Raw genomic sequence first — 20,021 nt, forward strand, 5'->3', positions numbered from 1 at the left:
GAAAAATGCACTGCAATTATGTATAACTATAACCAATGAAAAAAGAGCCGCAATATGTTTATTGCGGCATAAATAAGAAGAGATATATTGTGACGTCTTCAATATGCTTTTCAATACATATAATATACGTCTTTATATGCCGCTTGAGTCACTGGCCCGCACCGACCCATGGGCGCAAAAAAAGCCGGTGTTCGTAAACACCGGCTGAAGGCCGCGCCGACGTTGAGAATGCCGATTCTCAACGTTAATCTGATCCGGAAAGGCCGGGGCACGTTTTCCACTCCCCGGCCTGGGATCAACTTTCTTCCCGGCTCGCCTGGCTCACCTGGGTCAGCAGATCCCTGGCCTGGTCGTTGGCCGGGTCCTGTTCCAGAGCCAGACGCAGCAGGGGCAGGGCGTGCATATTGTCGCCGGTCCGCACAAAGACCGTAGCCAGGTTGCTGGCGATGAGCGAGGATTTGCGCGGCAGGTCCGGATTAAGGGCCAGAGCCTTGAGCGTGGAGGCCCGGGCGGATTCGAAATCCTTGCCCTCCAGATAGGCCATGCTCAGATTGTAGTGCAGGTTTTCATCGTTGGGGGCCACCTTCAGGGCCTTGAGATATTCCTCGGCGGCTTCGCGCCATTTGCCCGCGCGGCGCAGCAGAATGCCCACGCGGTTGAAGGTGAGCAGGTCCTCGGTGCCCCAGAAGCCTCTTTTGGCCTCCAGGCCGCGCTGCAGAAAGGCGACGGCGGTCTGCGGGTCCTTGTCCATATAGACGTCGGCCACGCGAAAAGCCACGCCCGAGATGTATTCCGTGGCTTCGCGGTCCGAAAGGGTCATGGCCTGATCGAAAATTTTTCTGGCGTTTTCCGGGCGGTTCATCTGGAGGTATATCTCGCCCAAGGTCAGTTTGCGCTCCACGTTCAGGGGCGAAAGCCCGTCCAGGCGCTCCAGGCATTCCAGGCGTTTGGCCGTATTGCCGGTCTCCGCGTAGACTTCCGCCATCTTGCGCAGGGGTTCAAGATACATGGCCGAGGTGCGGCTGGCGTTTTCATAAGCCTCGCAGGCCTTATCATACTGCCGCATGGCCCGGAAGACGTCGCCGATGAGCAGCAGGGCCGCCGCGGAATTGGCCTTGAGGTCCAGGGCCTGTTTGCAGACCTGCAGGGCGCGCAGATGCTCGCCCTGGGCCATGAGGGCGCGCGCCCATTCCAGAACCCGGCCCAGCTTGCCGTGGGGCTTGATGGTCAGGGCGATCTTTTCAAGCAGGGCCTGCACGCCGATGGGTTTGACGATGCAATTGTCCACGCCGCTTTCGTGCAGAAGAACAAAACGCTGTTTGTTGGTCTCGCGGGCGACGCTGATGATCCACAGCTCCGGATAGGCATTTTTGAGCTGCCGGAGCAGATAGGTCATGTCCCGGCCTCTGAGGTTCTGCTCAATGAGCAGCAGGGGCGCGTTTCTGGCCGAGATCATGTGGCGCAGGGTGTGCAGCAGCATATCGGCGTTGCTGCTGATGGACAGGCAGCCGGAGGGCATCTTCAACCGCGTGCATACGGCCTCGCGCAACAGATCGGTAAAGGCTTTGTCGTCGGAAATACAGATGATCTGGCCGTTGTCGCGCAGATATTCGATAACGGCTTCCCCATAGAATTTATCTTGAACTTTGCTTTCGGCCACGGTTTTCGCCATGGTCTGCTCGATCTGCCTGAGCTGTATGCGCTTTGCAAGGCCGCTTTTCGCGGTATCGTCCTCCATAAGGCCTCCATCCCGCTGAAATGCAAAAGAGCTACGTTTTTGCAGCATAGACAAAAGAATCGTCCCCGTCCAGCGGAGGAGAGGGCCGCGCCAAGGTCATTCCGTTTTCCGCTCGTAGGCAGAATTATTCTGCATTTATAGCAGATTACCTTTCACAATTGTTCTATGGGCTTGTCATACGGATGAGGAATTTCGAGCCCTGCGGGTACGGCTTTTTTCGCTACGCTGTGGCTTGGGCCGCATTACGGATGAAGACAGCAACGATAGGCGGCCCAAACGCCGGGAGGCGTAAAGCCTCTGTGCCCGCAGGGCAGAATAAAACGACGAGCGGAGAACGGAATGACCCCGAAGGGCTTATTCCGCTATGGCCGGCGGGTCAGATGGTAGACGCCCGGCACCATATACATCAGGCTCATCTGGCGGTGGGTGGGCGCGTACTGGGTTGCCACCACCACGGAGCCCAGGTTCCAGAGCCGGGCGTCGTCCCCTTCACCGGCTGAGGGCGGCCCGAAGCGTTCTTCCACCATGTGCAGGATCTGCGCGGCTGTGGCCTTGTCCGGCGCGGCATAGTCGATTTTCAGAAAGCCCAGGGGTGCGGGCGAGCCCGGCCCGTAACAGGCGGCCATCTGCTCCGCGCCGGGCACCACCCGGCGCACGTCGTACAGATCACAGATAAAGTCGTCGCTCTCGCGGCTGGCGGGCGTGCCGGATTTTCTCAGAGCCGCGCGCATGGCGGCGCGGTCCGTGGCGTCCAGCTTCTGGCCGAAGAGTACGGCGGCCTGGCGGGCCGGGCCCTCTTTCGCCATTTCTTCTAGTTCGCGGATGGCCCCGGCTTCGCCGCTCATGGCCGCCGCGTAGAGCAGCAGCACGGCCCGGCCGGGGTTTTTTGCCACGCCCCGGCCCGCGCGGTAGAAATGCCCCAGGCGGGCCAGGGACTCGCTTTGCTGCTGGGCCGCGGCCCGGCTGTACCAGGCGGCGGCCGCCTTGTCATCCTGGGGCACGCCCCGGCCCCGTTCGTACAGCAGCCCCAGATTGTACTGGGCTTCGGGCTGGCCCTGGCGGGCGGCCAGGTCAAACCAGCGGGCGGCTTCCTGCGGGTTGGCGGCAATGCCGCGCCCCTGCTCCAGCATGCGGCCGTAATTGCTCATGCCCGAGGGGTGCCCGGCCTTGGCCGACTGGGCGAACCAGTGCAGAGCCCGGCCCATGTCGGGCTCCACGCCGTGGCCCTGGTCATAGAGCACGCCCAGATTGTTCATGGCCTGGGCGTCGCCCTCCTCGGCCAGCTTTTGCCAGATGTCCCTGGCCTTGAGGAAATCCCCCTGGGCGTAAGCGCGGGCGGCGTCCCCCGCCGGGCCTTCGGGCAATTCAGGGGCCCTGGCCTGGGCCGGAGATTCCTCCTTCGGCCCGGACGCGGTCGCGGCTGGTTGCTGCGACGCTGCCGCCGGAGCGGCTTGGGTCGGCGGATTCTTTTTACGCGCGGGACGTGCGTTTTTGCGGGACGGCTGCGCCTTCTTCGTGGCGGGTGCGGCCGGGGTGGGGACCGGCGGCGCGGCCTGTATTGCCGCCGCCGGAGATGTGCCCGGCGCCTGGGCCTGGTCCGCCGAAGCGTTGCCGGGCATGGCCCAGATCAGGGATGCGGCCAGAAAGACAGCCGGGAAGACGGCCGGAACCGGGCTGCGCCGAAAGCGTCCTGAGGAAAACATGAAGCTCATGCGCACTTATTCCTTTCCGGGCAGCACTAGGGGAAAGTCGGGCGTGAAGCGGTCCAGCAGGTCCAGCAGCTCCGCCACGGTCTGGCTGTCGCCCTCGATCAGTCCCTGTTTTGCGGCCTCGGCCACGCTCAGGCGTCCCTCAAACAAGGCCATGACCGTGGGCATGGCGGCGGTCAGGGTCGCTTCCGGCGCGGAGGCCGCATCGGGATCGTCCGCGCTCAGGCGGGCGTGCAGCACGCTGTTGCCCAGACGCAGGTCCCAGACCTGTTCCAGATCGCTGAGCTTCACGCGCAGCGCGAGCCTGCGGCCCTGAGCCCGCTGGGCGTTGAGGCGCACGCCCAGATAGTCGAAGTAAAGATCCGGGGTCATGGCCCGCGACTGGCTGTTGCTCTTTTGAGCGGCATTTTCGTCCCTGGCCGGGGGCAGGCCGCGCAGATCCCGCGCCCCGCTGAGATAGAAATTGCGCCAGGGGCCGCTCTCCGCCTGATAGCCCAGCTGTTCCAGGGCGTCCGCCGCCAGTTCCCGCGCCGTGATATTGCCGGGATCGGCAAAGATCACGTGGTCCAGAACCTGGGCTACCCAGCGGTATTCGCCCTGGGCGAAATCCTTGCGGGCGCGCCGGAGCACGGCCTCGGCCCCGCCCATGTATTCCACATACTTGCGGGCCGCCGCGCGCGGCGGCAGGGCGTGCAGATGCGCGGGATTGCCGTCGAACCAGCCCAGATAGAAATTGTACACGGCTTTGACGTTGTGGTTCAGGCTGCCGTAATAGCCGCGCAGGCCGAAGATTCGCGCCAGTTCCGGAGGAAGGCGCAGATTTTCGGCGATTTCCAGCATGGTTTGGCCCTGGTTGGCTGCATGCAGGGTCTGATCGTTGATGTAGCGGTAGAGATCGCTGGTCAGGGCCAGGGTCCGGCGGACCCGTTCATTGCCCCAGACCGGCCAGTGGTGCATGCCGTACAGCACTTCGGCCTCGTTGCCCCAGAGAGCCAGGGTTTCGTCCAGGGCGCGGCACCAGCTCAAGGGATCGCGCGTCTTGGCCCCTCGCAGGGTATAGAGATTGTGCATGGTGTGGGTGCAGTTTTCAGCGGCGGTCAGGGCCTTCAGTTCGGGAATGTACCAGTGCATTTCCGCCGGGGCCTCGGTATTGGGAGCCAGCAGAAAAACAAAGGTCAGGCCGTCCAGTTCAAGGCGCTCGCCGCTTTGGGCAATGGTACGCGTGGGCGGAATGAGGCCGGTGGACCCGCCGGAATTTTTCAGGCCCAGGCCCGCGCCCACATGGCCGGTGGGCGACGGCGGCAGCAATTCGCCGTACATGTACTGGGCCCGGCGGCCCATGGCCGTTCCGGCCAGCACGTTTTCCGACATGGCGGCACGCAGAAAGCCCTCCGGCGCGATGACCCGCACCGCGCCGCTCTTGACGTCCTCTTCCGTGGTCACGCCCGGCACGCCGCCGTAATGATCCACATGGCTGTGGGAATAAATGACCGTCTTCACGGGCTTGCGCGGGCGGTGCGTGTAGTAGAGATCCAGGGCGGCGGCCGCGTTTTCGGCGGAAATCAGGGGGTCCACCACGATCAGGCCCGTATCGCCTTCAATGATGGTCATGTTGGAAAGATCCGCGTTGCGCACCTGGTAAATGCGTTCCGTGACTTTGTACAGGCCGTCGCGCAACACTAGCTGCGACTGCCGCCAGAGCGAGGGATGCACCGTGTCCGGCGCGGGCGTGGGCATGATCCGGGAGGGCGGCATGTCCCGGCTCATGGCCGGGGCCAGAAACGCGTATTTCCGGAGATTCCAGGTTTCACGGCCGTTTTTGTCCAGAATGCGGCCGTTGTCCGGCAGGGGGGCCATAAAGCCGCGCTGGGCGTCGGCATAGTCCTGCCGGTCGTTGAAATCCAGATCCTGGACAGCGGCTTTGTTGGCCGCGCGGGTGGCGGCGGTGGCCGCTTTGGCGCTTGTTTCCGCGGAGGCGTCCCGCACGGGGGCCGCATATGCCGGGTGTACTCCCAGGCCGCAGACAATGCCGCAGGCCAGGCCCGCCGCGCTGAGAAAGAAATGACGGAACATCCGCATAATTCCTCCTGGAGTATTTACACGTGAATTGCTCGTTTGCAGCGGGCAAAGCCCGCCTACGCGCATGTTGGGGCAAGGATTTGTCTGCGAATCCTTGCAGGGAGGTTTACGCACAAAATGCGTGAGCCACTCTCAGGGTTGACGTTTGGAACAACCGAAGTGCATGAAATCCGTTTCCGGCAGGCTCGTGAGGCGTTCGTCAGGCACCAGCGCGTGTCCCTGCCAGTCCCGGATGGCGGCATTGAGCCGCTCCATGTTCACATAGGAGAGCAGGGCGGGCCAGCGGTCGGCCATGGCCCGCAAAATCCGGGCGTAGGTGACTTCGCCGCCGTGAAAGCCGTCGATGAATTCGCAGTCGTCGGAAGCGAAGGCGCGCGGGTCCGTGCAGTCCAGCACGTCGATGCCCCGCGCCAGCAGGGCGTCGCGCAGGGCGAAGAGGTGGGGATAGTCCCGCTCGTGCTCGCGCATGGCCGTCAGCACGCGTTCGGAAAGCGGCGCGATGAACACGAAGGTCTGAATGCCGCGCGCCTTGAGGCGGCAGTATATTTCGGCAAAGGCGTCCAGATGTTCCTCACTGGGACCGGTCTGGCCCGGCTTGGCCCGGTAAAAGGCCTTGATGCCGTGGCGGACCTGGCTGAGCGTGTCGCTGAACTGGTAATCAAAGGGGCGCTTTTGGCCGGTGATGTCCGCCGTATAGTACCAGGAGCCGTCCGGGCCGAAGCCGTCGTCGGTCTGCTGGGCCATGATGCCGTAGCGCCCGGCCCGGAAGCCGTGCCCGAAGGGGCTCAGGAGGGGCGCGGCCGACTCCGCCGGGGAGAGCTTGCCGTCCAGCAGCCAGCTCCAGGGCTTTTTGAGGCTCTCGAAACCGTAATTATAGGAGCCGCTGGTGGGCGGCACTTCCTCAAAGGGCCGGGCTTCCCACTGGGGCATGAACCACCAGAAATCCAGGCCCAGGATCACGGCCTGGGGCTTGTGGATGCGCAGCATGGCGTCCAGGGTGGAGCGCAGCACCGCCAGATTGCCCGCCACCCCGCCCATGTTCAGAAAAGGCTTGCGGAAATAGGCCGCGCGGAACTGCATGACCCGCGAGGAGCCCACGGCCGTGATATCCGGCTTGACCGCCGCGTAGAGCCGCAGCTTGTAGTCCACGAAATCCTGGGAAACCCCGGAGCCGAACAGTGCAAATTCGCCTTCGGCCTGGGCTTCCACGGCGCGCTCCACGGCCACGTCGCCGCTTTCATACAGCCACCACCACGTATAGGGCAGCACCAGAACAAGGCCCAGCAGAGACAGGGCCAGCAGGGTCTTGAAATAGCGCCGGAGATAGGCCGCGTCGCTCAGATTGCGGGCAGGCAAAGCCCTCGGGGTCTTGGGCTCGGGCCGCTCTTCCGGGCTGGTGGAAGATGTTCGGAAAAGTCGCATGCTAGGCTCCCGGCGCTAAAACTGAAAATATAAAAAAGTGGACTGCCGCGAGACCAGAATCAACGCCGCAAAAGCCAGCAGGGCCAGACCTGAGGCCCAGAGCCGGGAAGGCCGCCAGGCCAGCCAGGGCCGGGAGCCGTCGCGGCGTCCCTGGAGAATTTCCCGGCTGTTGGGAAAGGCCCAGACCAGCACGGCGCAGAGGATGAGCAGGGCGAAGGGCTGCCAGCCCTGGAAGTAGTGGTTGGGCAGCAGGCCGCCCGTCGGCCCAGGTTGGAGGCTGAACGGGCCGGTGAACATGGCGGTGTAGACGCGCAATGCGCCGTCCAGGCTCAGAGCCCGGAAGACCACCCAACAGAAATTAATGCACAGGAAGGTAAAGGCAATGGACAGCAGGCGCAACGGCGCGGAGGCCAGTATGGCTTCCAGACGCGAGCCCTTGATTTGTGCGCGGAAAAAATGATTCACGCTGAGCATCAGGCCGTGCAGAGCCCCCCAGATCATGAAGGTCCAGCCCGCGCCGTGCCAGGCCCCGCCGATGAGCATGGTCAGGAAGAGATTTCGGTACTGTTTGAGCCGTCCGGCCCGGTTGCCGCCCAAGGGGATGTACAGAAAGTCGCGCAGCCAGGCGCTGAGCGTAATGTGCCAGCGCCGCCAGAAATCCACGATGCCCGTGGATTTGTAGGGTGAATTAAAGTTCTCGGGCAGGCGCAGGCCCAGCATCAGACCCAGGCCCAGGGCCATGTCCGTGTAGCCGGAAAAGTCGAAATAGAGCTGGAAGGTATAGCAGAACGAGCCCAGCCAGGCTTCGGCGCCACTGAGGGGAAAAGCCTTTTCCGCCGCGTTGAACACCGCGTCGGCGTACAGGGCGATGCTGTCGGCCAGGAGGATTTTTTTGGCCAGGCCGATGCTGAACAGGCTGAAGCCGCGCGCCAGGCCCTCGGCGTCGGGATCGGCCAGGGCGTCGAACTGCGGGCCTACCTGCTCGTAGCGCACAATGGGGCCGGAAATCACATAGGGAAAGCAGGAGGAGAACAACGCGTGCCGCGCCAGGCCCTGCGGCGCGATCTGGCGGCGGTATACGCTGACCAGCCAGGCGATCTGAATGAAGGTGTAGAAGGAAATGCCCAGGGGCAGACCGGGCGGCTGGAAGTTCCATTCCGTATGGAAGAGCAAAGCCAGGTTCTGGGCCAGAAACCAGGAGTATTTGAACCAGAGCAGGGGCAGCAGGTTGAGCGTCAGGGCTAGGGCCAGCAGGCCCTTGCGGGACAGGCTCAGAGGTCTTTTTTTCAGGTTTTCCGGCGCGGCCAGGGCCAGGCCGAAAGCGTAGTTCATGCCTACCATGACGGCCAGCAGCAGAAGAAAGCCCGTGCCCCAGAAACCGTAGAAGACCGCCGAAAAGAACAGCAGCACCAAGGCCAGCCGCGCGGAGCCGAAGCCCCCGGCCAGCCGCCAGGCCAGCAGCAGAAGAGGCAGAAAGCAGAACAGAAAGGGATAGGAATTGAACAGCATGCGCGACTCCCGGCACAACGCCCCGATTCCGCCACTCCCACGGTCACAACGGATTGTCCGTTCTCGCACGACAATCTGGCGCGGTAACGCCCGCTACCGGCCTCAACTGGCGTCGCGGGCAGCGGAGCGGAAAACGGACGGCATGGCCGCAACGTGCCGTGGACGTCAACAAGGCCGACGTCCACGCGCAAAGCGGGTTACGGCCCCGCTATGGGCCGGGAACGGGGTTGCCGCTGAGCGGGTCAGGGCTCAACAATGCTCCGCTCTTACAGCTGTTGTGTTTGAAATGTTACACATTTCAAACTCTATGCCGTCTCCGGTCGCTTCCTTGCACCTGGGCGTGGGTGCCCGCTCACGCGGCCACCAGAGCTATTCACTCATTTTAAACGTGAATTGCTCTAAGGATTGAGTTCCGAACGGAATTTGCGCGACAAGCGGAAGACCATAACTTTGCGCGGCGGCAGGGTGATGGTTTCATCCGTCTGCGGGTTGCGGCCTTTGCGGGAGGCCTTGTCGTAACACTCGAATTTGCCGAAGCCGCTGATCAGCAGGGCCCGGTCCTTCTTGATGGCGGTCTTCATGATCTCCAGGAGCTGCTCCACCACGTTTTTCACATCCACGCGGTTTTTGTCGGTCTCTTCGTAGATGGCCTCCACAATATCCGCTTTGGTCAGTGTTTTTTTCATCGTGAATTTCTCCGGCGCGTTCATGCCACGCTTCTGCGGCTGGCGGCCCCAAGCCGTCGCACAGGCGATCCCCGCGTCCATAGTTGAATGGCGCGCATCCGCTTCACACAAGTGACACTTTCTTTTATAAATACACGCAAGTCCTGGTCTGAGCAAGATTTTTCTTTTTTGCCCGGCTGTATTCACTGTCCCGGCAAAGGTCCATCCCTGTTGCTGCCCTGTTCTGTTCCTTGTCCCGTATCCTGTTCCGCGAGGCCCTATGCCGTCCGATTGCCTTTCCTCAGCTTTGTTCCCGCTGAACGCGCCCTGGCCGCCGCTCCCGCGTGCCCGGCCCATTGTGCCGGTATTTCTGCCTTTCCGTGGCTGTCCCACGCGTTGTGTTTTCTGCGCGCAGGACGTCCAGACCGGCCGGACCGATAAGAGCGAGGCCACGCCGGACCGAATCCTGGACACGGCCCGGGCGGCCCTGGATCTGCGTGCCGCGCGCGGTCTGCCTCCGGCGGAACTGGCCTTTTACGGGGGCACTTTCACGGCCCTGCCCGAAACGGAGCGGGACGCTTGTCTGGAGTTTGCCGCCGCCGCGCTGGCGCGTGGGCAGATAACCGCCTTCCGCTGTTCCACCCGGCCCGATTGCCTGGATGCGGCCCTGCTGGCCCGTTTGCGCCAATCCGGTTGCGCGGCTGTGGAACTGGGCGTGCAGAGCTTCGCGGACGCGGCCCTGCGCGCCGCCCGGCGCGGTTATGACGGCGCGGCGGCCCTGCGCGCCTGCGCCCGGGTCAAGGAGGCGGGCCTGGCCTTGGGCGTGCAGCTGCTGCCGGGCATGCCGGGGACGAGCCCGGAGATTTTTCTGGCGGATGTGCCCCTGGCCCTGAGCGCGGGCGCGGACATGCTGCGTTTTTATCCCTGTCTGGTGCTGGAGGGCACGGGCCTGGCCGGGTTCTGGCGCGCCGGAGCCTATGAACCCTGGGATATGGAGTCCACCCTGGACGCCCTGGCCCGCGGCTGGCTGTTGGCGCGGGCCGCCGGGACGCCGGTGATCCGCATGGGTCTCGCTCCGGAGGTTTCCCTGGCCGGGGCTGTGCTGGCCGGGCCCTGTCATCCGGCGCTGGGCGCGCGGGTCATGAGCCGGGCCCTGTTCATGACCGTGCGGGATCTGGCCGCCCGCGAGCCGGGAGGGCAGCCCCTGGCGCGTCTGGAGGCGCCGCGCGCCTGCCAGGGCTATTTCTGGGGCCACGGCAACGAACTGCGCCCGGCCTGGGCCGGGCTGGGCCTCGGGCCGCACAACGTCCGCTACGGCGCGGACCCTGTTCTGCGGCTCTGGCCCAGGCCATAGGTGCGCGACAGGCCGCACTTTTCCTCCCTCTGGTTTTTCGTTCTGAACGGCGCTAGCATATTAGGGTCTTTGACATGCGGTGGCGGCAATATCGTCGCGACTATAATCTTTTTCCGGAATATGGCGAAAAAGCAAACAGGAAAGTGGTTCGTCATGTTTCAGAGCACCGGCCTTATGTCCATGCAGATGCCGTATCCCGGCATGTCAGGCCGCTTTATTCAGTATCGGGCACATTCCGGTCGGATTTTTCCAGGGCAGAGTAATTTTGAAGAATTACTTTGCGTGGGCGGTTGCCGAAGCGGACGCCCACGCCCGAATCAAGGCGGGACCGTGTTCCCGCCGCGGGAGGAGGGCAGCGTCAATGTTGGGGATGCTCATTCTCAATGTTAATCTGCCGCCGCACACGGTGCGGCGCGCCGCGAAGACCGACCCGAGGGGCGGCCCGTAGGGCCGTGCCTGTAGCCCAAAGGGCGTACAGGCGTCGAGAGCAACGCGGCGTGGATTCCGGCGAAAACCACGCTTTTCGCCGGAATGTCAACTTTGAAATTTGTAAAATTCAAAGTTAATCTGCCCTAAAGACGGAAAACCGGCATAGGCTCTTCATTTCGCCCGTATCTGCATGGGGTCTCTCCGGCCCGGATGTTCCGGTAGCGGGAGCCTGTTTTTTCGGCTTGCGTCTGCGCTGTGACGCCTTTTTCACGCCGCTGTCCGCGTCGTTCGATTGGAGAAGGGAGAGATGGCATGAAGTTGCGATTATTGCCCAAAATGTTGCTCTTTATTCTGCTGCCCGCGTTGCTGGGGCTCTGCGCGGTTACCTGGTTCAGCTATGTCAGCGCGGAAAAATCTCTGGAGGCGCAGATCGGCGAGGACCTCGACATGATGGCCTTGAGCGAAACCAGCCAGCTGGAAAGCGTGACCGGTTTGCTGCGCAATGTGTTGAACAACGGCGCGAATATTGCGCGCATCAACAACTTTCTCAGAGCCTCGTCTGATGAGGAGCGAGCTTCCCTGCGGCCCGGCATGCAGCAGGCGCTGAAAAGTCTGGCCGAGGATTTCCCCCTGCTCAAGGATGTGGGGCTGATCGGTCCGGACGGCATAGTCGTGGGCCATACCAACACCCAAAAGGGAAAGGGCATGGACCTCGGGGAGCGCCCGTATTTCACGGCGTCCATGCAGGGCAAAAGCAGCGTGCAGAACACGCGCAGCAAAACCACCGGCCAGGTCACCACCATCCTTTCCGCGCCGGTCATGAACGGAACCAAGGCGCTGGGCGTGATCTACGCCACGCTGGATCTTAAAAGTCTCAGCGCGGAAACCACGGACAGCATCAAAATCGGCAAGACCGGGGCCTGCTTCGTCTATGACGGCAGCGGCCTGCTGCTGATGCATCCCAACAAGGACTACATCGGCGACGAGGACGGCAAGCTGGACTGGGTCAGGCAGATCCTCGCCCAGGGCAGCGGCCGCCTGGTCTACGGCTGGGGCGGCAAGGAAAAGGTCGCCTATTTCCGCAGCATCCCGGCCATGAACTGGTTCGTGCTGGTGAGCGTGGAGCGGGCCGAAGTGCTCGCGCCCGCCAAGGCCCTGTTGCGCAGCAACAGCCTGATTTCCGGCGGCATCGCCCTGCTGGTGGGCCTGATCATCTTTCTGGTGGCCCGGAGCATCGCCGGGGCCCTGCGAGAAGGCGCGCACTTTGTGGGCCGGGTGGCCGAGGGGCATTTTGAGATTGACGAGACGCAGCGTCGCAGCCTGGAAAAGAGCGCGGCCCGCACGGACGAGATCGGGGCTCTGGCCCGAGGCGTTGGGGCCATGGTGGAAAACCTCAAGCAACTCTTTGCGGACAGCGAGCAAAAGACGCGGGAGGCCCATGCGGCCACTGAAGAGGCTCGCCAAGCCATGCGTGAGGCTGAGGAAGCCCGCAAAGCCGCCGAGGGCGCGCGCCGCGAGGGCATGCTGAGCGCCGCCGGCCAGTTGGAGGAAGTGGCGGCCGTGCTTTCTTCGGCCTCCACCCAGTTGTCGGCCCAGATTGAGCAGTCCGACAGGGGCGCGGCCGAGTCCGCCACGCGGCTCTCCGAAGCGGCCACGGCCATGAACGAGATGAACGCCACAGTGCAGGAAGTAGCCAGGAATGCCGGTTCCGCCTCCAGCGCCTCCGCCGAGACCAAGGAAAAGGCCGAGGCCGGCGCGCAGGTGGTGGAAAAGGCCGTGCGCAGCATTGAGGATGTGCATCAGATGTCCCTGGCCCTCAAGGGCGATATGGCCCAGCTCAATGAACACGCCCGGGACATCAGCCGGATTATGGCCGTGATTTCGGACATCGCGGACCAAACCAACCTTCTGGCGCTCAACGCGGCCATTGAGGCCGCCCGCGCGGGCGAGGCCGGGCGCGGTTTCGCCGTTGTGGCCGACGAGGTACGCAAACTGGCCGAAAAGACCATGGCTTCCACTAACGACGTGGGCAACGCCATCACGGCTATTCAGGAAAGCACGGCCAAGAGCATGACCGGCGTGGACAACGCCGTGGAACGCATCGGCGAGGCCAATGAGCTGGCCAGCCGCTCCGGCGCGGCCCTGGAAGAGATCGTCGCCACCGTGGTAGCCACGGGGGACCAGGTCAACGCCATCGCCACGGCCAGCGAGGAGCAGTCCGCCGCCAGCGAGGAGATCAACCAGTCCATCGTCCAGGTCAACGACATGTCCCGACAGACCGCCGGGGCCATGGCCGAGGCCTCCAAGGCCGTGTCCGACCTTGCCGCGCAAGCCCAGCGGCTCAATGAGCTCATCATCCGTATGAAAGAAGCCTGATTTCCGGGGCACGACGCGTTTTTTTCCCCTTGCGACAGTATGACAGCCGGCGGCAACGCCGGCTGTCATCGTTGGCGGGGCAATTGCCGTTTCCGGCGGCCTCAGGTCCTGTTGGGACGGAATATTCGGCGAACAGGGCGCGGGCATCCAGTGTCTGATTGCGAAAAACGTGGTTTTTCGCTGCGTCACGGCGGCCACGCTTCCCGGGCGGGCTTTGCAGCCATGGTTGATCCTTCGGGCGGGGGAGAATTTCTGCTTGGAGCGGCCGGTCTCTCGGACGTGTGCCGCCGCGTGCCGCGAAAGGGCTGAATTGTGGATGCGGCCGTCGGCTGGGCGCGGTGGGGCCGCAATGGACAGGGTTTGCCGTGTAGATTTGTAGCGGGCGGCGCCGCTTGCGGACGCCATGCTTAAAAAGGAAGGGCGGCCGCCGGGGGCAACCGGCGGCCGCTGAGAGGGAGGATGTTCCGATGGTTAGAGGGTTCTGTTCAAAGGAGGAGGTTTTTCGGGGGGTTCTCCTTGCCGCTCCTGATGGGGGCTGGGAGCGGCAAGGAAATTTGTTTTATTTTTTTCGTATATGTCGACCGCCCGTCGGCGGATAAACAAGTTGGTGATTCAGCAGGTTAAAGGTTGTTGTCGACTAGTATTGGTCCATACCGTGGCCATAGCCCATGCCGTGACCGTAACCCATACCGTGGCCCCTCATGTGGTAACCGGGACCGTATCCATTAGGACGGGTGTCTGCGCCTGCGGGTTCACCCACTTCCTTTTCAAGGCGCTGGGCCATTTCATCGTGCAGGGCGCCCAGCTGATTATTTAATTTCGTTAGTTCCGTAGCTGTTTCCCGTACAGCTTTGACATCGGGGTTGGTAGCGTTCCTCAGGGCACGCAATTCCTGCCGTTTTACGAAAATTTGGTCTTGGAGGGGATCCATACGCTTGGCGTACTCGTCCACGATCTTTGTATATTTTTCCTGCTGCTCGGGGCTCAGAGCCGCGCCTCTGTTCCATCCTTGGCCGTACCCACCGGGGCAGCCTTCGCAGCCGTAGCCGGAATCAGGGCTGTAGTGGGAGCGGGCCATGCTGTCCGTGACCAGTATGCCGCCAGTCAGAGCGGCGGCCAGCAGGGCGGGCAGAATGAAACGGGAACTTCTCATTATAATCTCCTTACCTTTCAAGCAGTTAGGTTATTTTTTCTCGGCGCTCGGTGTTCCGTGCGTCATGCCCTCTTATAGCAATGCGCGTGCCAACGTTCGACAAAACGGCTAACCTATTATAATTTAATAGAGTTTTTCCTCTATTGATGCGGGAAGAATAAAAAGCGGGGCGTATGTTTTTTATACAGAGCGCGTACAGGTTGTATAAAATTTACACAGGTGACTATATTTCACACAGGCGGAAGCGGAGGGGCACGGGGGGGCGGGAAGTGGAAAAAGCGACCCCGTGCCGACAAGATATCAGGCGGGGGCCGGTCGGCCGCACCGGAGCCCGGAGTTCTTAGAGCAATTTCACTTTGAAATTGCTCTGGTGGCTGCGTAAGCAGACGCCCGCCACGAGCGTCAGCCGTTGGCGGCTATGCCGCCTTACGGATGGCGACAGCAGAGCTAAGCGCCGGAGACCGACCCGAAGGGTGGCCCGCAGGGCCATGGCCGCAGGCACGCTAAGCGCGCCGTACGGACATTGAGAGTAGGGCGAGCGTCTTAAAAACTTTGGGAATGTGTATTCTCAAAGTTGAAATGCTCTTAGTGAACGGATGGGGGCTCGTGTCTGATTTTCCAAATCAGACACACAGAACCCGTAGAGGTTTGGGGCGGCGCAGCCCCGCGAGCCGGTGAAAAAACATATTTTTCGCAATCAGACGCTCGTGGCGACAACCTCTACTCTTCTTCATCCGCCGGGGGAATGCCGGCATGGCTCATCCGGCAGCCCCGGCTGGCGGGCGGCCCCAGCGAAACGCCCACTTCACGGCGCAGGCGCTCGTCCACATCCATCAGGGAGGCCCGCAGGGCGTCGCGCAACTGTTGCAATTCCCGGCCCAGGCGGGGCAGGGTATCCGGGGAGGTTCCCTGGTCGTAGCTGAGGCTTTCCAGTTCCGCCATTTTTTCCCGGATGCGGCCGCGCAGCTCACGGACACGGGGGCGGGCGTCATCTATGATTCTTCTGGCTTTGTTCTGTTGATTCGGGGGAAGCTGTTCCAACCAATCATCTATATCCTGGACGTTGCCTCGGTAGCGCCCCATTCTGTATTCGCCCTGCCCGTTGTACGGGCCGGGGCCGCTATGCCCCGCAACCACGGGCTGCGAGAGGCAGAACGCCGCCAGAAGGCAAAGCGAAAAACAAACTCTTAACATAGAGTAACCTTTATTGAAGTTCGATCCGGCATATCTTCTCGTGACGCCGAACGTTGCGGCCCGGAAACGCTGCTTGTGGACGCACCTGCGAACCGTGCGTATACAGACGGCACTGTGAGTACAAGCAACAACAATACTGTGTTACATGGGCCGACAGTCTGCGAAATTACTGTTGTTCTCCGTGCCGTAGCTGAATTGCAAGCCGTCTGTCGCAGAGCTTTGGCTGACTCAGCGTATTGTTCAGCCAATATCAGGCCGTTTTCCGTGGCGCAAGCGTTAAGAGCGCCGGTTGTCTGTTTCCACGCATTTTAGGAATTTCTTGCAAAAAACGTGCAAAAAATTTAGCCCCACGGCGGCCCATGGGATGACAGCCGCGAGCGGGACGGCTATAGTCGAAATATGAATGCTGAGCAAGACGACGTCCGGTCCGCGCCGGGCGCTCCCGGCGTTGTGCCCGGCGGGGGCGACGCCCCCGCGCCCGATGCGCCTCCCCGTGCCCTGGCCATGCGCGTGGGGGCTTCCCGCACGCCCCTGGGCCTGGTGCTGGGCGGTGCGGCCGTGGTGCTGGCCCTGATGGTGGGGCTGCTGGCTTTCATCTCCATTGAGCGCAGTGAAGCGGCTATGGCCCGTCTGCTGGCGGAAAAGGGCTCTTCGCTGATCATGGCTTTTGAAAGCATTCTGCGTTCGGGCATGCGCAGCGAGGCCGGGGTGCGCCTGCAGGTTCTGCTGGAGGAAATGGCCGCCAGCCCGGACATTATGTTCGTGGCCGTGACCATGCCCGACGGCACGATCGTGGCCCACAGCAAGCGGGTGCGCCTGGGCGAGATCCTCCAGCTTGAGGGCCGGGAACTGGATGAAAAGCGCATGCGCGAGCTGGCCCCGGACGCGGCGGCGCAATGGGGCATCATGAAGGTGGAGGGGCAACGGGTCTTCGTGGTCTATCGTTACTTCACGCCGGGCCTGCGCGACATCCCCAAGGGCTTTCCCATGCCGATCATTTTTCTGGGCCTGGATGTCTCGCCCTTTGAGATCACCCGCAGCCAGAACCGCGACTATGTGGCTATGCTGGCGGCTGTGACGCTGCTGGTGGGGCTGCTCTGCCTGCTGGCCCTGTATTATGCCCAGCGCGCCCGCGAGTCGCGTCAGCGGCAGCGCAAGGCCGAAGGCGAAGTGCGCCGTCTGGAGGAAGAGGTGCGCCGCAAGGAAAAGCTGGCCGCCGTGGGCAATCTGGCGGCGGGCGTGGCGCATGAGATCCGCAATCCTTTGAGTTCCATCAAGGGCTATGCCACCTATTTCGGCCAGCGCTTCCCCGAGGGCAGCGACGACCGCGAGGCCGCCGCCGTCATGGTGCGCGAGGTGGACCGCCTGAACCGGGTGATTACGGATCTGATCGGCCTTTCCCGGCCCAGCGATGTGCGCCCGCGCCCGGTCTGCCTGGAGAATGTGGTGGCGCACGTCATGCGCCTGATCCGCCAGGACGCGGAGCAACGCAATGTCAGGCTGGAATACCGCACCTCCCGGCGCGTGCCCAACGTGCTGGTGGATTCGGAGCGCATGGGCCAGGCCCTGCTCAACCTTTGCCTCAATGCTCTGGACGCCATGCCCGACGGCGGGCGCATGACCCTGGTCATCGCCAAGGCCAAACGGCGGGTCTGCCTGATGGTGCGGGATACGGGCAAGGGCATTGATCCCGCCGCCCTGGCTCATATTTTTGATCCCTATTTCACCACCAAGGGCCAGGGCACGGGTTTGGGGCTGGCCATGGTGCACAAGATAGTGGCGGCGCATAACGGCGAGATCAGCGTCTATTCGCAGCTTGCCGGTGAAGACGGCCACGGGGAAACCATTTTCCGCCTTTGGCTGCCCCTGGCGCCTAAAGCGCCTGAGGAATTCCCCGAGTTGCGCTATCGCGGCAAGGGGCGGAAAAACTAGGCCTTGCGGCAATCCCGAAAATGAGAATAATCCGGTTGGACGCCGGGCCGGGCGCGTAACCGTTCGCCCGATCCGTGTCCCCGGCGTATATCGCATATACGGCAAGGAGGGGTAAGGGTGAAAATCGACATTTTGGTGGTCGATGACGACGATGCCCACCGCGGCATGCTCAAAACCATGCTGGGGTCCTGGGGCTACACGGTGGATGAGGCCACCGACGGCGACGAGGCCGTGGACCGGGTGCGGGAAAAGGCCTTTGACGCGGTGCTGACCGATGTGCGTATGGCGCGCATGGACGGCATCCACGCGCTCAAGGGCATTCTGGAATATAATCCGGCGCTGCCGGTGGTGCTGATGACGGCCTATTCCTCGGTGGAAACCGCTGTGGAGGCCCTGCGCCTGGGCGCATATGATTATCTGGTCAAGCCCCTGGATTTCGAGGCCCTCAAGCACACGTTGGAAAAGGCCATCGAACATTCCCGCCTGAGCGTGGAAAACCGCGAACTACGCCGCCAGCTCACCGATGCCGCGACCCGCCCGGGCATTCTGGGCCGCAGCCAGGCGGTCAAGGACATGCTTCATATCATCAGTACCGTGGCCCCCACTGAAGCCACCGTGCTGATCACCGGCGAATCGGGCACCGGCAAGGAACTGGTGGCCCGCGCCCTGCACGAGGGCAGCGCCCGCGCGGACAAGCCTCTGGTCACCGTGAACTGCGCGGCCTTGGCGGAAAACCTGCTGGAATCCGAGCTCTTCGGCCATGAAAAGGGTTCGTTCACCGGCGCGGAACGCCGCCGCGAGGGCCGTTTTGTCCAGGCTAACGGCGGCACGCTGTTTCTGGACGAAATCGGCGAGATGCCCATGCAGCTCCAGGCCAAATTGTTGCGCGCCCTGCAACAGGGCGAAGTGCAGCGGGTGGGTTCGGACTCGCCCATCACCGTGAATGTGCGCGTGCTGGCCGCCACCAATCGCGACCTGCGCCTTGAGGCGGCGCAAAAGCGCTTTCGCGAGGATCTTTATTTCCGGCTCAATGTCATCAGCATCGACGTGCCGCCCCTGCGCCAGCGCGGCGAAGACATTCCTCTGCTGGCCGCGCATTTCCTCCAGCGCTTTGCCGGGCGCAATCGCAAGAGCATTAAGGGATTCGCGCCCCAGGCCCTGGACAGCATGTTGCGTTATCCCTGGCCCGGCAATGTCCGCGAGCTGGAAAATGCCGTGGAGCGGGCCGTGATTCTCTGCAACGGCGATCTGATCACGGGCCGCGAACTGCCCGCCAATGTCATTGATGCCTCGCCCCTGGCGGAAGCGGCGCTTGTGCCCGAAGGGGATGTCTCCCTGGCCGGACTGTCCCTGGACATGGTGGAGCGCCGGGCTATTGAGGAAACGCTGCGCCAGACCGGCGACAACAAGAGCGAGGCTTCCCGGCGGTTGGGCATTACGCGGGCTACCCTGCACAACAAGCTGCGGAAGTACGGCCTGGAGTAGGGGCGGTCCCGCGACAGCGCCTTTTGCCCACTGGACCGCATCAAAGGCCGGAGAACAAAATCCATCTGTCGGGGGACCGCCCCCTCCGGATGGGGGACTATGAGGCCATATGACGACGACATCGAAGCGACTTTCCGCGGAACAGCTCGGACGGCTGGCGGACTTCTGCAACGAGGTGGGCATGCTGCGCCACACGCCGCGCAGCGGCTACGCCTTTCTGGGCTCGGGCAAGGAGAATGTGGCCGAGCATTCCTATCGGGTCAGCGTGCTGGGCTACGCCCTGGCGCGTCTGGCCGGGGCGGACCCGGCGCGGGTGACCTTTCTCTGCCTGTTTCACGATCTGCACGAGGCCCGCACCGGCGATTTCAACTACGTCAATCACCGCTATAACCAGTGCCGCGCGCGGGAGGCCCTGGAGGACGCCACGCAAGGCACCGGCTTGGCGGAAGATATCCTCGGTTTCTGGGACGAACTGGCTGACGGGCGGAGCCTGGAAGCCGAGCTGGCCCACGATGCGGATCAGTTGGACCTGATCTGCAATCTGCATGTGGAATTGAGCAAGGGCAACGCCTTTGCCGAGGAATGGCTGGACAGCGCGCTCAAGCGCTTGCGCACGCCCTTGGCCCGCGAGCTGGCCGAGGCCGTTCTGCGCACGGACCCCAACCGCTGGTGGTACGGCCAGGTGGACAAGGGCTGGTGGGTTCACCACCGGGAACCGGATTAGAGCAATTTCAAAGTGAAATTGCTCTGGCGGCTGCGTGAGCGGACGTCCGCCACGAGCGTCAGCCGTTGGCGGCTATGCCGCCTTACGGATGACGACAGCAGAGACAGGCGTAAGCGCAATTTATTTGCGCGGTTGCCTCGCTCGTTAGCGAGTCTTCGAGCTTTACGGGCGAGGACAGCAGAGCTAAGCGCCGGAGACCGACCCGAAGGGTGGCCCGCAGGGCCATGGCCGTAGGCACGCGAAGCGCGCCGC

At 62.8% G+C, this 20,021-nt stretch carries 13 protein-coding genes; 5 read left to right on the forward strand and 8 right to left on the reverse strand.

Annotated elements, in window-relative coordinates:
• Nucleotides 1-295: 295 nt before the first annotated feature.
• From HMPREF1022_RS07740 to HMPREF1022_RS07765, 6 genes are all read right to left on the reverse strand, one after another.
• The gene (locus HMPREF1022_RS07740) at nt 296-1,738 is read right to left on the reverse strand and encodes a tetratricopeptide repeat protein (RefSeq protein ID WP_009302673.1); all 1,443 of its coding nucleotides are present in this window, start codon (nt 1,736-1,738) and stop codon (nt 296-298) included.
• A gap of 362 nt (nt 1,739-2,100) precedes the next feature.
• Entirely contained in the window at nt 2,101-3,450 is a 1,350-nt protein-coding gene (locus HMPREF1022_RS16595) for a tetratricopeptide repeat protein (RefSeq protein ID WP_009302674.1), read from the reverse strand.
• 6 nt (nt 3,451-3,456) lie between these two features.
• On the reverse strand, nt 3,457-5,526 hold the full coding sequence (locus HMPREF1022_RS07750; RefSeq protein ID WP_009302675.1) for an alkyl/aryl-sulfatase: 2,070 nt from the start codon (nt 5,524-5,526) through the stop codon (nt 3,457-3,459).
• A gap of 132 nt (nt 5,527-5,658) precedes the next feature.
• Complete coding sequence (locus HMPREF1022_RS07755; protein ID WP_009302676.1) at nt 5,659-6,948, reverse strand: hypothetical protein; 1,290 nt, start codon at nt 6,946-6,948, stop codon at nt 5,659-5,661.
• 15 nt (nt 6,949-6,963) lie between these two features.
• On the reverse strand, nt 6,964-8,457 hold the full coding sequence (locus tag HMPREF1022_RS07760; RefSeq protein ID WP_009302677.1) for an MBOAT family O-acyltransferase: 1,494 nt from the start codon (nt 8,455-8,457) through the stop codon (nt 6,964-6,966).
• A gap of 398 nt (nt 8,458-8,855) precedes the next feature.
• Nucleotides 8,856-9,143 carry an integration host factor subunit alpha gene (locus HMPREF1022_RS07765; RefSeq protein WP_009302678.1) on the reverse strand — a complete coding sequence of 96 codons (288 nt, stop codon included), beginning with the start codon at nt 9,141-9,143 and terminating at the stop codon, nt 8,856-8,858.
• Between the two features lie 259 nt (nt 9,144-9,402).
• On the opposite strand from HMPREF1022_RS07765, the gene HMPREF1022_RS07770 reads away from it, so the two are divergent.
• Together HMPREF1022_RS07770 and HMPREF1022_RS07775 are read left to right on the forward strand one after the other, a co-directional pair.
• The gene (locus HMPREF1022_RS07770) at nt 9,403-10,476 is read left to right on the forward strand and encodes a radical SAM protein (protein WP_009302679.1); all 1,074 of its coding nucleotides are present in this window, start codon (nt 9,403-9,405) and stop codon (nt 10,474-10,476) included.
• Between the two features lie 741 nt (nt 10,477-11,217).
• Nucleotides 11,218-13,281 (forward strand): methyl-accepting chemotaxis protein, encoded by a 2,064-nt coding sequence (locus HMPREF1022_RS07775; RefSeq protein ID WP_008683278.1) that lies wholly within the window; start codon nt 11,218-11,220, stop codon nt 13,279-13,281.
• A 637-nt stretch (nt 13,282-13,918) separates the two neighbouring features.
• On the opposite strand, the gene HMPREF1022_RS07780 is transcribed toward HMPREF1022_RS07775, so the two are convergent.
• Nucleotides 13,919-14,434, reverse strand: coding sequence for a Spy/CpxP family protein refolding chaperone (locus tag HMPREF1022_RS07780; RefSeq protein ID WP_009302680.1), 516 nt, complete (start codon nt 14,432-14,434; stop codon nt 13,919-13,921).
• A gap of 720 nt (nt 14,435-15,154) precedes the next feature.
• Nucleotides 15,155-15,628: a periplasmic heavy metal sensor gene (locus HMPREF1022_RS07785; protein WP_009302681.1), complete on the reverse strand. Its 474-nt coding sequence runs from the start codon at nt 15,626-15,628 to the stop codon at nt 15,155-15,157.
• 399 nt (nt 15,629-16,027) lie between these two features.
• Between HMPREF1022_RS07785 and zraS the strand changes: the two genes are divergently transcribed.
• The 3 genes from zraS (at nt 16,028) to HMPREF1022_RS07800 (ending at nt 19,769) form a co-directional block, all read left to right on the forward strand.
• Nucleotides 16,028-17,560, forward strand: coding sequence for a two-component system sensor histidine kinase ZraS (gene zraS / locus HMPREF1022_RS07790; RefSeq protein WP_009302682.1), 1,533 nt, complete (start codon nt 16,028-16,030; stop codon nt 17,558-17,560).
• A gap of 117 nt (nt 17,561-17,677) precedes the next feature.
• A complete protein-coding gene (locus tag HMPREF1022_RS07795; RefSeq protein ID WP_009302683.1) occupies nt 17,678-19,045 on the forward strand; it encodes a sigma-54-dependent transcriptional regulator in 1,368 nt (455 codons plus the stop codon).
• 109 nt (nt 19,046-19,154) lie between these two features.
• The gene (locus HMPREF1022_RS07800; RefSeq protein ID WP_035061054.1) at nt 19,155-19,769 is read left to right on the forward strand and encodes an HD domain-containing protein; all 615 of its coding nucleotides are present in this window, start codon (nt 19,155-19,157) and stop codon (nt 19,767-19,769) included.
• Nucleotides 19,770-20,021 lie beyond the last annotated feature (252 nt).

Origin of the sequence: Desulfovibrio sp. 6_1_46AFAA, assembly GCF_000224635.1 — a bacterium.
In the GTDB taxonomy this organism is placed as follows: domain Bacteria; phylum Desulfobacterota; class Desulfovibrionia; order Desulfovibrionales; family Desulfovibrionaceae; genus Desulfovibrio; species Desulfovibrio fairfieldensis.